This is a genomic window from Phytobacter cepae (genome assembly GCF_054165735.1).
The window spans coordinates 5,128,103-5,143,498 of the sequence record NZ_CM135107.1 but is presented as its reverse complement, the minus strand read 5'-3'; the positions used below and the strand labels follow the sequence as shown (position 1 = coordinate 5,143,498).

Below are 15,396 nucleotides of genomic sequence, written 5' to 3'. Positions count from 1 at the left end.
GGATATTTAGTACAGCGCTTTACCGCTGCTGTCCTTCACGCTGGTTTTCCATGCGGCACGAACCTGCTCAACCACGCTTTCTGGCAGCGTTGCGTAGTCCAGTTCGTTAGCTTGTTTGCCACCGTTTTTGTAAGCCCAGTCGAAGAATTTCAGGACTTCAGCACCCTGCTCAGGGTTTTTCTGCTCTTTATGCACCAGGATGAAGGTGGTGGAGGTAATTGGCCACACATCTGCACCTTTCTGGTTGGTCAGGTCCTGTGCGAAGGATTTGCTCCAGTCGATGTTTTTCGTCGCGTTGGAGAAGCTTTCTTCAGTTGGAGAGACCGGTTTGCCATCAGCAGACAGCAGCTTGGTGTAGGTCAAATTGTTCTGCTTAGCGTAAGCATATTCAACATAACCAATGGAGCCCGGCAGACGCTGTACAAATGCAGCGATACCGTCGTTACCTTTACCGCCCAGACCGGTCGGCCAGTTAACGGTAGAACCCGCACCGATAGAGGATTTCCATTCTTCGTTCACTTTCGCCAGATAGCTGGTGAATACGAAGGATGTGCCTGAACCATCAGCACGACGAACAACCGCGATGTTCTGAGCCGGCAGTTTTTTGCCCGGGTTCAGCTTAGCGATGGCTGCGTCATCCCATTTTTTGATTTTGCCAAGGTAAATGTCACCCAGGGTTTTGCCATCCAGCACCAGCTCACCGGACTTGAAACCTTCCAGGTTAACGGCCAGCACAACGCCACCGATAACGGTAGGGAACTGGAACAGACCTTCCTGAGCCAGCTTATCGTCAGCCAGAGGAGCATCTGAAGCACCGAAATCAACGGTGTTAGCAATGATCTGTTTTACGCCGCCAGAAGAACCGATACCCTGGTAGTTTACTTTGCTACCGTTTTCTTTCTGGTAGGTATCAGCCCATTTGGCATACACCGGCGCAGGGAAAGTTGCACCCGCACCCGTCAGACTTGCAGCGGCGTTAACTGCAAAAGCACTCAGAGAAAAGGTCGCGGCGACAACAGTTGCGACAGTGGTACGCATAACGTTCATAATGTCTCCTGCAAGGAATCGTAAATCGTTGTTTAGTGGCTACGATGAGCAAAATAGGACACTTTGATGACAGTTATATGCAAGGATTGTTACTGTTTGATGACAATGACCATGAAAGTCGATATGTGATTAAAAATCGCTGTCGCATCATGAAGATGCTTATTTTGATGACCGTGAGTTTTCAGTAAGATTTTACTTTTATGACAATAAAAAAATAGTCGAAGCGGTGAGAATGTCATCTTTTTACGCTTAAAAAAGAGACACCACTGGGGCGCAGAGAGTAAAAAAAAACGCCCCGACTGGCGGGGCGTGTGAACACTTACTCGACCGTCACAGATTTGGCGAGATTACGTGGCTGATCCACGTCTGTGCCTTTAATCAGCGCAACGTGATAAGCCAGTAACTGTAGCGGTACGGTGTAGAAAATGGGTGCAATCACCTCATCAACATGCGGCATCTCAATGATGTGCATATTGTCGTTGCTGGTAAAGCCAGCATCTTTATCGGCGAAGACATACAACACGCCGCCACGCGCACGCACTTCTTCAATATTGGACTTCAGTTTTTCCAGCAATTCGTTGTTCGGCGCGATAACGATAACCGGCATATCATCATCAATCAGCGCCAGAGGGCCATGTTTCAGTTCACCTGCCGCATAAGCTTCCGCGTGAATGTACGAAATCTCTTTCAGCTTCAGCGCACCTTCCAGTGCAATCGGGTACTGATCGCCACGGCCAAGGAACAGCGCGTGATGCTTGTCGGAGAAATCTTCTGCCAGCTGCGCGATGCGCTTATCCTGCGACAGCATTTGCTCAATACGGCTCGGCAGCGTCTGCAAACCGTGAACGATTTCATGCTCAATGGCGGCATCCAGCCCTTTCAGATGGCTCAGTTTCGCCACCAGCATCAGCAGCACGGTTAACTGGGTGGTGAAGGCTTTGGTGGACGCCACGCCAATTTCCGTACCGGCATTGGTCATGATGGCAAGATCGGATTCGCGCACCAGTGAAGAGCCCGGTACGTTACAAATGGCCAGCGATCCCAGATAGCCCAGCTCTTTGGATAAACGCAGGCCTGCCAGGGTATCTGCCGTTTCACCAGACTGAGAAAGGGTGATCATCAGGCTGTTACGACGCACTGCGGATTTGCGGTAGCGGAACTCAGAAGCGATTTCCACGTCGCACGGAACCCCCGCCAACGACTCAAACCAGTAACGGGAAACCATACCGGAGTTATAGGACGTTCCGCAGGCGATGATCTGGATGTGCTCGACCTTGCTCAATAGCTCATTGGCCTGCGCACCCAGCTCGCTTAAATCCACTTCACCATGGCTGATGCGCCCGGAGAGGGTGTTTTTAATCGCGTTCGGCTGCTCATAAATCTCTTTCTGCATGTAATGACGGTATGTACCTTTGTCACCCGCGTCATATTGCAGATTGGATTCGATCTCTTCACGTTTGACCGGTGCGCCGGCATTATCAAATACCGTCACGCTACGACGGGTCACTTCTGCGATATCGCCCTCTTCAAGGAAGATAAAGCGACGTGTTACCGGCAGCAGCGCCAGTTGATCGGAAGCAATAAAGTTCTCGCCCATGCCCAGTCCGATAACCATCGGGCTGCCGGAACGGGCAGCCAGCAGGGTACTTGGATCGCGGGAATCCATGATTACCGTACCGTATGCCCCACGCAGTTGTGGAATAGTACGCAGCACTGCTTCACGCAGCGAACCGCCCTGCTCCAGCTCCCAGTGCACCAGGTGAGCAATCACTTCAGTGTCGGTTTCAGAGACGAATGTGTAACCACGTGCTTTCAACGCTTCACGCAGCGGTTCGTGGTTTTCAATGATGCCGTTATGGACCACAACGATGTGGTCAGACACATGCGGGTGTGCGTTGCCTTCAGACGGTTCGCCGTGCGTCGCCCAGCGAGTGTGCGCAATACCTGTTCCACCGTGCAGCGGATGCTCTTCTGCAGCCTGAGCCAGCATCTGCACTTTACCGAGACGGCGCAGACGGGTCATATGACCTTCTGCATCCACCACTGCCAGACCGGCAGAGTCGTAGCCACGGTATTCCAGACGACGTAATCCTTCGAGAAGGATTTCAGCAATATCACGCTGCGCAACTGCGCCAACAATTCCACACATAGTTAGATTTCCTGATTATGGCGTTATGCCATGCGTTGTCGGTCAACCTGTATGCCTGTTTCCAGGCGCCCCGAGCCTTGTAGAGAGTGGGGTTATTTTTATGGTACTGCCAGCGGGCGGAGGATTATGTTATCCCCTCATCCCTGATTTGCCTGATAAGCGTTACCGCTGTCCGGCAAAAGAATCATTTTTTCTTTATGGGCCGTTGCCAGCCCGCTTTTTGCACCTGCGGCACCCGGCTTAATACCAGCTCGTTCTGGGCGACATTACGGGTCACCGTGGTGCCCGCAGCAATGGTGGCGCCATTGCCGACGCTGACAGGCGCGACCAGTTGGCTATCAGAGCCCACAAAGACATCATCGCCAATAATGGTTTTATGCTTGTTGGCACCGTCATAGTTACAGGTAATCGTACCCGCACCAATATTCACGTTATCGCCAATTTCAGCATCACCCAGGTAGGTCAGATGGCCTGCTTTGGAGCCTTTGCCCAGACGCGCTTTCTTGATTTCAACGAAATTGCCGACATGTGCGCCTTCGAGTAACTCAGCACCAGGGCGTAAATGCGCGAAGGGTCCGATGGTACACGCCGCTTCCAGATGCGCATCCTCAACAACACTGTAGGGACTGATTTCACAATCGTCACCGATGACGCTGTTTTTGATAATGCAGCCTGCGCCAATTTTAACGCGATGACCAAGCGTTACCTCTCCCTCAAGGATCACGTTAGCATCGATTTCAACATCGCGCCCATGGGACAAGGTGCCACGCAGATCGAAGCGTGCCGGGTCACGCAACATGACGCCTGCCAGCAGCAGTTTATCGGCCTGCTCGGTAAGATAAACACGTTCAAGGCGGGAAAGCTGCAGACGATTGTTTACGCCTTCCACTTCGCTCAGGCGCTCAGGATGAACGGCCGCAATGGCATTTCCTTCCTGATAAGCCGACGCGATGATGTCGGTGATGTAATATTCACCCTGCGCATTATTGTTGGTGAGCTTAGCGAGCCAGCGCTTCAAATCGCCGCCGTTGGCAATCAGAATGCCGGTGTTGATTTCCTGAATCCTGAGCTGCTCTTCACTGGCATCTTTCTGCTCAACAATGCCACTGACCTTGCCATTTTCACGCGTGATACGACCATAACCGGTGGGATCGTCGAGCTTCACCGTCAGCAGACCAATCCCCCCCTGCGGCTTCGCCTCACGCAGGCGCGTCAGCGTTGCGGCTGAAATCAATGGCACATCGCCGTAAAGCATCAGGATGTCTTCATCATCGGTAAAGAAAGGAGCGGCCTGCTGCATGGCGTGCCCGGTACCGAGCTGCTCGGCCTGTAATACCCAGTTGAGCTTGTCGTCAGACAGCGTCTGTTTCAACAGATCGCCGCCGTGACCATAAACCAGATGCACATTGCTGGCACCAAGATTGTTTGCCACATCAATCACATGCTGAACCATCGCTTTCCCGGCAAGGGTGTGCAGCACCTTCGGAAGATCGGAATACATGCGAGTGCCTTTGCCAGCGGCAAGGATCACCACACTCATTTTCGTGTTCAACATACGCGTCCTGACTGTAATTTGAGTGGAATTTTTACCGTTTCACGTTGAAAGTTCTACATTTTTTTCGACGCGAATTGGTTTGAGGATGAAGTGCTCAACCCACCTCATCGGAAGGTAATTTAGGGCATATTATCGGGTAATACACACATAATTATTTCGAAAACATAAGACGAATGTGTGGAAAATATTCACAGTACGCTGTTTTTATTATTCTTTTTAATCCTGAATAAAGCATCACTGGAAAGTATGAAATGCGCGATAACAGACATAAAAAAAGCCAGCCTGATAATCAGACTGGCTTTTTGACGTTAAGCCGGTGTTACATCGCTTTTTTGGTCAACTCGATAACGCGCAGTTTAGCGATCGCTTTGGCCAGTTCCGCAGACGCCTGAGCGTAATCCACGTCACCGTGAGAGCTCTTAATGTGCTCTTCAGCCTTACGTTTAGCTTCCAGGGCTCGCGCTTCATCGAGATCCTGGCCGCGAATTGCGGTATCAGCCAGAACGGTCGTGCTGCCAGGCTGCACTTCAAGAATGCCGCCGGACAGATAGATAAACTCTTCATGACCGTGCTGTTTAACGATGCGAATCATACCAGGCTTAATGGCGGTGAGCAGCGGGGCGTGGCCCGGGTAAATACCCAGTTCACCTTCGCTACCCGTTACCTGGATTTTTTCGACCAGACCAGAGAACATCTGTTTCTCTGCGCTGACGACGTCCAGGTGGTAAGTCATAGCCATATCACCCTCCGATTAAGGCGTTAAAGTTTTTTGGCTTTTTCCACGGCTTCGTCGATAGAACCGACCATGTAGAACGCCTGCTCTGGCAGGTGATCGTATTCGCCTTCCATGATGCCTTTAAAGCCACGGATGGTGTCTTTCAGGGAGACGTATTTGCCCGGAGAACCGGTGAATACTTCTGCCACGAAGAACGGCTGGGACAGGAAGCGCTGAATCTTACGCGCACGTGCTACCACCAGTTTATCTTCTTCAGACAGCTCATCCATACCGAGGATGGCGATGATGTCTTTCAGTTCCTGGTAACGTTGCAGCAGGGACTGTACGCCACGCGCGGTGTCGTAGTGTTCCTGGCCAACAACCAGTGGATCCAGCTGACGGCTGGTGGAGTCCAGCGGGTCAACGGCCGGGTAGATACCCAGAGACGCGATCTGACGGCTCAGTACCACGGTTGCATCTAAGTGAGCAAAGGTGGTGGCTGGGGATGGGTCAGTCAAGTCATCCGCAGGTACGTATACCGCCTGAACGGAGGTGATAGAACCGGTTTTGGTGGAAGTGATACGTTCCTGCAGAACGCCCATCTCTTCCGCCAGCGTCGGCTGGTAACCTACCGCTGAAGGCATACGACCCAGCAGTGCAGATACTTCCGTACCGGCCAGGGTGTAACGATAGATGTTATCGACGAACAGCAGTACGTCACGACCTTCATCACGGAACTTCTCAGCCATGGTCAGGCCGGTCAGCGCAACGCGCAGACGGTTTCCCGGTGGCTCATTCATCTGGCCGTAAACCAGGGATACTTTGTCCAGAACGTTGGAGTCGGTCATTTCGTGGTAGAAGTCGTTACCCTCACGAGTACGCTCACCTACGCCTGCAAACACGGAGTAACCAGAGTGCTCGATCGCGATGTTACGGATCAGCTCCATCATGTTTACGGTTTTACCCACACCCGCACCACCGAACAGACCGACTTTACCGCCCTTAGCGAACGGACACATCAGGTCGATAACCTTGATACCGGTTTCCAGCAGTTCCTGAGAGCTGGACAGCTCTTCATAGGACGGTGCTGCACGGTGAATAGCCCAACGGTCTTCTTCACCGATGTCGCCTTTCATGTCGATCGGCTGGCCCAGGACGTTCATGATACGACCCAGGGTTGCTTTACCTACCGGGACTTCGATCGGGTGTTCGAGGTCTTTAACTTCCAGACCACGACGCAGACCGTCGGAAGAACCCATGGCGATGGTACGCACGATACCACCACCGAGCTGCTGCTGAACTTCCAGCACCAGGCTCTCGTTACCATTGTTTACCTCAAGAGCATCGTACACGCGCGGTACGGCATCCTGAGGGAATTCGACGTCAACCACGGCGCCGATTACCTGGACAATTTTTCCAGTAGCCATCTTGAATCCTCTACGAATTAACCTGGTTATACCGCGGATGCACCACCGACGATTTCGGTGAGTTCCTGAGTAATGCTGGCCTGACGAGCTTTGTTGTATACCAACTGCAGCTCTTTAATCAGGCTGCCGCCATTGTCGGTCGCGGCTTTCATCGCCACCATACGTGCGGCCTGCTCGCTGGCCAGGTTTTCAACAACACCCTGATAAACCTGAGATTCAACATAGCGACGCAGGAGGGTATCCAGCAGTGCTTTTGGATCAGGCTCATACAGATAATCCCAGGATTTACGCTTCAATTCTTCATCTTCTGCGGCCGGTAACGGCAGCAGTTGAGTGATCGTTGGCACCTGAGACATGGTGTTGATAAATTTGTTACTGACAATATAAAGCTTGTCCAAACGACCTTCGTCGTAAGCCTGCAGCATGACTTTTACCGGGCCGATCAGTTCGGACAGGGAAGGGTTATCCCCCATACCGGTTACCTGAGCGACAACGTTGCCACCTACGGAATTAAAGAAAGACACGCCTTTAGAGCCAATCATCGCGAGATCGCTTTGAACGCCTTTATCAGACCAGACTTTCATATCCGCCAGCAGTTTTTTGAACAAGTTGATGTTCAAGCCACCACACAGACCACGGTCGGTCGACACCACCAGGTAGCCCACGCGCTTAACGTCGCGTTCTTCCAGGTAAGGGTGCTTATATTCCAGATTACCGTTCGCAAGGTGACCAATCACTTTGCGCATGGTATCTGCATAAGGACGGCTGGACGCCATGCGATCCTGCGATTTACGCATTTTGGAAGCGGCGACCATCTCCATCGCTTTAGTGATCTTTTGCGTGTTCTGGACGCTTGCGATCTTACTACGTATCTCTTTTGCGCCGGCCATGAGCTTCTCCTCAATGCCTTGCGGCCTGTCCTAAGACAAGCCGCCAGACGTTACCAGGACTGGGTTGCTTTGAAGGAATCGAGGATGCCTTTCAGCTTGCCTTCGATTTCGTCGTTATAGCCACCGGACTGGTTAATCTCTTGCATCAGCGGAGCGTGATCACGGTCGACGTAAGCCAGCAGAGCGGCTTCGAAGCTACCGATTTTCGCCAGTTCCACATCTTCGAGGTAACCGCGTTCAGCCGCGAACAGCACCAGGCCCTGTTGTGCAACAGACATAGGGGCATACTGTTTCTGTTTCAGCAGCTCGGTCACTTTCTGACCGTGGCTCAGCTGTTTGCGGGTTGCTTCATCCAGATCGGATGCGAACTGAGAGAACGCAGCCAGTTCACGATACTGTGCCAGCGCGGTACGAATACCACCGGACAGTTTCTTGATGATCTTGGTCTGAGCAGCACCACCCACACGGGATACGGAGATACCCGGGTTAACCGCCGGACGAATACCGGAGTTAAACAGGTTGGTTTCCAGGAAGATCTGACCATCGGTAATAGAAATTACGTTGGTCGGAACGAACGCAGAAACGTCACCCGCCTGGGTTTCGATGATTGGCAGCGCGGTCAGAGAACCGGTTTTCCCTTTCACTTCACCTTTGGTAAAGGCTTCAACGTACTCAGCGTTAACGCGGGATGCGCGTTCCAGCAGACGGGAGTGCAGGTAGAAAACGTCGCCCGGGAATGCTTCACGTCCTGGCGGACGACGGAGCAGCAGGGAAACCTGACGATAAGCAACAGCCTGTTTAGACAGGTCATCGTATACGATCAGCGCATCTTCACCGCGGTCACGGAAGTATTCGCCCATTGCGCAACCCGCATACGGTGCCAGGTATTGCAGTGCAGCAGATTCAGACGCAGTCGCCACAACAACGATAGTGTTGGACAACGCGCCGTGCTCTTCCAGTTTACGAACCACGTTGGAAATGGTGGACGCTTTCTGGCCAATGGCCACGTACACGCATTTGATACCGGAATCACGCTGGTTGATGATCGCATCGATTGCCATCGCGGTTTTACCGGTCTGACGGTCACCGATGATCAGCTCACGCTGGCCACGGCCGATTGGGATCATGGCATCAACAGATTTATAACCGGTTTGAACAGGCTGGTCGACGGACTGACGTTCGATAACGCCCGGTGCGATAACTTCGATTGGCGAGAAGCCATCGTTATCAACCGGACCTTTACCGTCGATTGGCGCACCCAGGGTGTTCACCACGCGACCCAGCAGGCCACGGCCTACCGGAACTTCAAGAATACGGCCAGTACACTTAACCTTCATGCCTTCGGCGAGGTCAGCGTAAGGACCCATCACAACTGCACCTACGGAGTCGCGCTCCAGGTTCAGTGCGATAGCGTAACGGTTACCCGGCAGGGAGATCATTTCACCCTGCATACAATCGGCCAGGCCGTGGATGCGGATAACACCGTCGCTTACGGAAACAATAGTACCTTCGTTGTGAGCTTCACTCACAACACTGAACTGAGCAATGCGCTGCTTGATCAGTTCGCTGATTTCGGTGGAATTCAGTTGCATGCTCCAGTCCCCTTAAGACTGCAAGACGTCTGCAAGGCGTTCAAGACGGCCGCGTACGCTGCCATCAATGACCATATCACCCGAACGGATGATTACGCCTGCCATTACAGACTTATCGATTTTGCAATTCAGCTTCACTTTGCGTGATAGACGTTTTTCCATCGCGGCACTGATTTTCGAAAGCTGTTCTTCACTCAGTGCGGTCGCAGAAGTCACTTCGACTTCAGCGATAGCCTCGCTGGCTGCACGCAATTGAATAAACTGCTCAAGAACATCAGGGAGCGCTTTAAGACGACCGTTTTCAGCCATTACCTTAATCAGGTTTTGGCCGTTGTCGTCAAGTTGCTCCCCACAGACTGCGATAAACGAATTGGCGAGCGTTTCTGGTGCCATCGCACCGGAAAGAAGCTCTGCCATGTGTTCGTTCTTCGTCACCTCGGCGGCAAACACCAGCATATCCTGCCAGCGGTCAACGCTCTGGGTTTCGACGGCAAAGTCAAAAGCTGCTTTGGCGTAGGGGCGAGCTACCGTTACAAATTCAGACATCAGCCCCTCCTCCTTACAGTTCAGCGACCAGTTTATTCACGATGTCGCTGTTAGCAGCTTCATCCACGGAACGCTCGATGATCTTCTCGGCACCGGCAACAGCCAGCAGAGCCACTTGCTTACGCAGCTCTTCACGGGCACGTTTACGTTCAGCGTCAATTTCCGCCTGCGCCTGCGCCACGATTTTAGTACGTTCCTGCTCGGCTTCAGCTTTCGCTTCGTCCAGGATCTGAGCACGGCGTTTGTTCGCCTGTTCAATGATGACCTGAGCTTCAGCTTTCGCTTTTTTCAGCTGGTCGGTCGCATTGGCCTGTGCAAGGTCCAGGTCCTTTTTAGCCCGTTCAGCGGAAGCAAGACCGTCAGCAATTTCTTTCTGACGTTTTTCAATGGCTGCGATTAACGGCGGCCATACGTACTTCATGCAGAACAGAACGAACAGGACAAACGCGATGGCCTGGCCGAGGATTGTTGCGTTTAGATTCACAGCACAATGCCTCTTATCTGGTTAACGTTCTTAAATATTTGCTGTTAAGCAACCCGTACTACGCGACAGCAAACATCACGTACAGACCCAGACCTACAGCGATCATTGGGATAGCATCCACCAGACCCATAACGATAAAGAACTGAGTACGCAGAAGTGGGATCAGATCAGGTTGACGCGCTGCGCCTTCCAGGAATTTGCCCCCGAGGATGCCGATACCGATCGCAGCACCGATTGCCGCCAGACCCATCATAATAGCGGCAGCCATGTACAGCAGATCCATATTCAGGTTTTCCATGACAGTCTCCAGATTGTTTCAGTTAGAACGTAGTAGTGTATTAAAAATCAATGCTCTTCAGATGCCATCGACAGATAGACGATCGTCAGAACCATGAAGATGAAGGCTTGCAGCGTAATGATCAGGATGTGGAAAATGGCCCATGGCACATTCAGAATCCACTGTGACCACCACGGCAACAGACCAGCAATCAGAATGAAAATCAACTCACCGGCGTACATGTTGCCGAACAGTCGCAGACCGAGAGAAACCGGTTTGGACAGCAGGCTAACACCTTCCAGGATCAGGTTGACCGGAATAAACACCGGATGGTTGAACGGCTGGAGTGTCAGCTCTTTAGCAAAACCACCGAGGCCTTTCATTTTGATGCTGTAGAACAGAATCAGGATAAATACGCCCAACGCCATGGAGAGTGTAATGTTCACGTCAGCAGACGGCACCACACGCAGCGCAGGTAGACCAAAGATATGCTCGCCGATGTACGGCAGCAGGTCGATAGGCAGCAAATCCATCAGGTTCATCAGGAATACCCAGACGAAAATCGTCAGGGCCAGTGGCGCAATGAGCTTGCTTTTGCCATGGTACATGTCTTTCACGCTACCATTGACAAAACCAATAACCAGCTCAATTGCAGTCTGGAATTTGCCTGGAACGCCGCTTGTCGCCTTTTTGGCTACGCTACGGAACATGACCAGGAACAACAGACCCAGCGCCACTGAGAAAAACATGGAGTCAATGTTGAGCGTCCAGAAAGTGGCCGGGGGGTTATGCGGATCCACCAGCGAGAACGTACGCAGGTCCAACTGAAGGTTATTCAGATGGTGGCCAATGTACTCCTGCGGTGTTGAGATTTCTCCTGCAGACATGATGCCTCTTACCCTTTGTTGTTAATTACAGCGGGTGCCAGTATCTGAACAACCAGCACCGAAACCCACGTGACTATCAGCGGTAGAAACACCGCCTTAAAAACCGCCAGCGCCACCACCAGCAACACGAATGTTGCCAACACCTTAAACGCTTCGCCGAGGGCGAAGGACCAGGCCATGCGGCCTTTGACAGGTGTATGTGCCTGATGGCGCCAGGCAAAAATCATAAACAACATATTTGGCAAAAATACTGCCATCCCTCCGCACGCGGCGGAGACGCCCCAGAAGGGGTCTTTGAGGCTAAACAGCGTTCCTGAAATAAACACAACCAGAAGCTGAATAAGCAGAAGCTTGCGCGCAACGTTTCGACTTAATAGCGACACCGACATCGTATTCACTCCTGCTCACTTCGAGGTATGCCGCGTGTCGTATAAAACGTTCTTTAACGCCCGGAGTCAAGCACCAAAAAGCGGTCAAATTATACGGTGCGGCCTCGTGAATTCAAACAATAAGTAGCGAAAAGGTGAATAAATGTTTAAATATTTTTCTCACGCCCTATTTTTCAACTTTTAGGGAAACTGTGAACCTTTAAGCAAAATCCCAAATAACGCGAAAACCCTGGGATTAAAGTGCGCACCAGATCACAAATTAAACATTTATGCCGTCACCCAATGATGCCCATGCGGAAAATGCGCCAATTCAAGGTTTTGATATTTCGAGCGATTATCTTCAACTCTTTTAAAAATAGTTAGGTACAACTTAAAAACCTTTCATTGACATTTTTAATAATTTTTTAACAACAGCATTTCTGTTGCTTTGCCGATTTTTAGCAGCCTGATATTTTCAATGTTGACTATTTTAACGGTTAACAATAATCCCGGCGTTAAAATCTCGAAAATTGCAGGTGACAATTCCGTTAAATGTAACCGAACGTATCGGTGTTTTTGGTGCCGTTTTTTAACAATCAAAAAACAGCACAAATTCTACATTTTTTGAGGAAAATTAAATTTTGTTTAGCTTAACGACCACTAAATGGCGCTCTCCCTCAAGGTGAGGAACCGAAAGTTCGATGACAGATTCAACGCTAAGGTCTATAGGCAACAGCGCAATTTCATCCGAAGGAATCAATCCTTTAAGTGCGTAGAAGCGCCCGTCAGGCCCAGGTAAATGGTGGCACCAGCTAACCATATCAGTGAGCGAGGCAAATGCGCGGCTGATGACCCCATCAAACGGTGGAACCGCTGAAAAATCCTCAACCCGGCTTTGCACTGGCGTGATATTGGTCAGCTTAAGCTCATGCTGCACCTGGCGTAAGAAACGAACCCGCTTTCCAAGGCTGTCCAGCAGGGTAAAGTGCGCATCAGGAAGGACGATGGCGAGCGGAATACCGGGTAATCCAGGCCCTGTTCCAACATCAATGAAGCGCTCCCCCTGTAAGTGCGGTGCAGCCACAATACTGTCAAGTATATGGCGGACAAGCATTTCATCAGGGTTACGCACCGAGGTCAGATTATAGGCTTTGTTCCACTTATGCAGCATTTCCACATAGGCAACGAGCTGACTTTTCTGGTGATCGGTGAGCGTAATACCTGCTTCGTCCAGCAGACGGGAGAGTTTGTTAAGCACGGTGAATACCTGTAAACGATGCCAGCGGGTGAAGAAACACTTACCCGCTATAGCGATTCTGACAGCCCGGCACGATTTGCGTTACCGGGCGATAATCAACATGTTACGCGCTGCGGCGCAGCATGCCTTGCTTTTTAAGCCATACCAGCAAAATAGAGATCGCCGCAGGCGTGATGCCGGAAATACGCGATGCCTGACCGATGGATGCCGGTTTATGATCGTTAAGCTTGGCGATCACTTCATTGGATAATCCACTGACCTGACGATAATCCAGCGAGGCAGGCAGTAACGTATTTTCATTACGCTGCTGCTTTTCAATTTCGTCCTGCTGACGCGCAATATACCCTTCGTATTTCACCTGAATCTCAACCTGTTCGGCCGCCTGCACATCCGTCAGGCCCGGTGCGAACGCAGTCATTTGCACCAGTTGCTCATAGGTCATTTCCGGGCGACGAAGTAAGTCTTCTCCGCTGGCTTCACGTGACAGGGGCGCCGTCAGGTTTTTGTTCACTTCCGGTGCCGTTTCAGAGGTCGGGTTGACCCAGACTGACTTCAGACGCTGACGTTCACGTTCAATGCTTTCCAGTTTCTCATTGAAACGCGCCCAACGTTCATCGTCGACCAGGCCCAGTTCACGCCCTTTTTCCGTCAAACGCAGATCGGCGTTGTCCTCACGCAGCATCAGACGGTATTCGGCACGCGAGGTAAACATGCGGTAGGGCTCTTTTGTCCCCAGCGTACACAGGTCGTCCACCAGCACACCCAGATAAGCTTCAGAGCGCGCCGGTGCCCACCCCTCTTTCTCGGCAGAGCTGCGCGCGGCGTTCAGGCCAGCCAGCAATCCTTGTGCAGCGGCTTCTTCGTAACCGGTGGTGCCGTTGATCTGCCCGGCAAAGAACAACCCCTGGATGTATTTGCTCTCCAGTGTCGGTTTCAGGTCACGCGGATCGAAGAAATCGTACTCAATGGCATAGCCAGGACGAACGATTTTAGCGTTTTCCATCCCCTGCATTGAGCGGACGATGTTCATCTGTACATCAAACGGCAGGCTGGTGGAGATGCCGTTCGGATAAATTTCGTTAGAGGTCAGTCCTTCCGGTTCAAGGAAGATCTGATGCTGGTTACGATCGGCAAAGCGCATGACCTTGTCTTCGATCGACGGACAGTAACGCGGCCCGATCCCTTCGATCACCCCCGCATACATCGGGCTGCGATCGAGATTATTGCGGATCACATCATGGGTTTTCTCGTTGGTATGCGTGATGTAACACGGTACCTGGCGCGGATGCTGGCTTGCATTGCCCATGAACGAGAAGACCGGCATGGGATCATCACCATGCTGTTGCGCGAGGACGCTGAAATCAATGGTGCGCGCGTCAATACGCGGCGGTGTACCGGTTTTAAGGCGGCTTACGCGCAGAGGCAGTTCACGCAGGCGGCGGGAGAGGGGGATAGACGGCGGATCGCCTGCACGGCCACCGCTGTAGTTGTCCAGTCCAATATGAATTTTGCCGTCAAGGAAAGTCCCGACCGTCAGCACGACCGCTTTGGCACGGAATTTCAATCCCATCTGCGTGACTGCACCCACGACGCGATCGTTTTCCACGATCAAATCTTCAACCGCCTGTTGGAAGATCATCAAATTCGGTTGGTTTTCCAGGGCAGTGCGCACCGCCTGGCGATAGAGAACACGATCCGCCTGAGCACGCGTTGCCCGTACCGCAGGGCCTTTGCTCGCGTTTAGTATCCTAAACTGGATACCTGCCTGATCGATCGCCTTCGCCATCAAACCGCCAAGGGCATCCACTTCCTTAACCAGGTGTCCTTTCCCAATACCGCCGATCGCCGGATTGCAGCTCATCTGCCCCAGCGTGTCGATATTGTGTGTCAAAAGCAGGGTTTGTTGACCCATACGCGCTGCGGCCATCGCGGCCTCAGTGCCTGCATGACCCCCGCCAATGATGATGACGTCAAAAGGATCCGGATAAAACATGGTGAATTGCCTCGCATAAAGCGGTTAGAAATGGAATTGAAGCCCGGGCCGTGGATTCTACTCAACTTTAGCTCAGGGAGAAAGCGTTGGGATCCGGGGTATTAAAAAGAAGATCTTTAGATAGAGAGATCTGTTCTATTGTGATCTCTTATTAGGATCCCACTTGCTTGTGGATAAGCCCGATCCTGGCAGAAAGATCATCATCTTA

At 51.8% G+C, this 15,396-nt stretch carries 14 protein-coding genes; all 14 read right to left on the bottom strand.

The window, feature by feature from the left end; all coding sequences use genetic code 11:
• Positions 1 to 6: 6 nt before the first annotated feature.
• Positions 7 to 1,047, bottom strand: a complete 1,041-nt coding sequence (gene pstS / locus ACUY4Q_RS24095; protein WP_458045110.1) for a phosphate ABC transporter substrate-binding protein PstS — start codon at positions 1,045 to 1,047, stop codon at positions 7 to 9.
• A 319-nt stretch (positions 1,048 to 1,366) separates the two neighbouring features.
• On the bottom strand, positions 1,367 to 3,196 hold the full coding sequence (glmS, locus tag ACUY4Q_RS24090) for a glutamine--fructose-6-phosphate transaminase (isomerizing) (RefSeq protein ID WP_458045109.1): 1,830 nt from the start codon (positions 3,194 to 3,196) through the stop codon (positions 1,367 to 1,369).
• A gap of 184 nt (positions 3,197 to 3,380) precedes the next feature.
• Positions 3,381 to 4,751, bottom strand: a complete 1,371-nt coding sequence (glmU, locus tag ACUY4Q_RS24085) for a bifunctional UDP-N-acetylglucosamine diphosphorylase/glucosamine-1-phosphate N-acetyltransferase GlmU (protein ID WP_458045108.1) — start codon at positions 4,749 to 4,751, stop codon at positions 3,381 to 3,383.
• 319 nt (positions 4,752 to 5,070) lie between these two features.
• A complete protein-coding gene (locus ACUY4Q_RS24080) occupies positions 5,071 to 5,490 on the bottom strand; it encodes a F0F1 ATP synthase subunit epsilon (RefSeq protein WP_004107274.1) in 420 nt (139 codons plus the stop codon).
• A gap of 20 nt (positions 5,491 to 5,510) precedes the next feature.
• The gene (gene atpD / locus ACUY4Q_RS24075; protein WP_437888184.1) at positions 5,511 to 6,893 is read right to left on the bottom strand and encodes a F0F1 ATP synthase subunit beta; all 1,383 of its coding nucleotides are present in this window, start codon (positions 6,891 to 6,893) and stop codon (positions 5,511 to 5,513) included.
• A 26-nt stretch (positions 6,894 to 6,919) separates the two neighbouring features.
• Positions 6,920 to 7,783, bottom strand: coding sequence for a F0F1 ATP synthase subunit gamma (gene atpG / locus ACUY4Q_RS24070; protein WP_437433089.1), 864 nt, complete (start codon positions 7,781 to 7,783; stop codon positions 6,920 to 6,922).
• A 50-nt stretch (positions 7,784 to 7,833) separates the two neighbouring features.
• Entirely contained in the window at positions 7,834 to 9,375 is a 1,542-nt protein-coding gene (gene atpA / locus ACUY4Q_RS24065) for a F0F1 ATP synthase subunit alpha (protein ID WP_437888186.1), read from the bottom strand.
• 12 nt (positions 9,376 to 9,387) lie between these two features.
• Entirely contained in the window at positions 9,388 to 9,921 is a 534-nt protein-coding gene (atpH, locus tag ACUY4Q_RS24060) for a F0F1 ATP synthase subunit delta (RefSeq protein WP_458045107.1), read from the bottom strand.
• A gap of 13 nt (positions 9,922 to 9,934) precedes the next feature.
• The gene (gene atpF, locus ACUY4Q_RS24055; RefSeq protein ID WP_437888188.1) at positions 9,935 to 10,405 is read right to left on the bottom strand and encodes a F0F1 ATP synthase subunit B; all 471 of its coding nucleotides are present in this window, start codon (positions 10,403 to 10,405) and stop codon (positions 9,935 to 9,937) included.
• Between the two features lie 58 nt (positions 10,406 to 10,463).
• On the bottom strand, positions 10,464 to 10,703 hold the full coding sequence (gene atpE, locus ACUY4Q_RS24050) for a F0F1 ATP synthase subunit C (protein WP_004393045.1): 240 nt from the start codon (positions 10,701 to 10,703) through the stop codon (positions 10,464 to 10,466).
• A gap of 47 nt (positions 10,704 to 10,750) precedes the next feature.
• A complete protein-coding gene (gene atpB / locus ACUY4Q_RS24045; protein ID WP_458045106.1) occupies positions 10,751 to 11,569 on the bottom strand; it encodes a F0F1 ATP synthase subunit A in 819 nt (272 codons plus the stop codon).
• A gap of 8 nt (positions 11,570 to 11,577) precedes the next feature.
• Positions 11,578 to 11,958 carry a F0F1 ATP synthase subunit I gene (atpI, locus tag ACUY4Q_RS24040; protein ID WP_458045105.1) on the bottom strand — a complete coding sequence of 127 codons (381 nt, stop codon included), beginning with the start codon at positions 11,956 to 11,958 and terminating at the stop codon, positions 11,578 to 11,580.
• 613 nt (positions 11,959 to 12,571) lie between these two features.
• The gene (rsmG, locus tag ACUY4Q_RS24035) at positions 12,572 to 13,195 is read right to left on the bottom strand and encodes a 16S rRNA (guanine(527)-N(7))-methyltransferase RsmG (RefSeq protein ID WP_458045104.1); all 624 of its coding nucleotides are present in this window, start codon (positions 13,193 to 13,195) and stop codon (positions 12,572 to 12,574) included.
• Between the two features lie 103 nt (positions 13,196 to 13,298).
• The gene (gene mnmG / locus ACUY4Q_RS24030; RefSeq protein ID WP_458045103.1) at positions 13,299 to 15,188 is read right to left on the bottom strand and encodes a tRNA uridine-5-carboxymethylaminomethyl(34) synthesis enzyme MnmG; all 1,890 of its coding nucleotides are present in this window, start codon (positions 15,186 to 15,188) and stop codon (positions 13,299 to 13,301) included.
• Between the last annotated feature and the right edge of the window lie 208 nt (positions 15,189 to 15,396).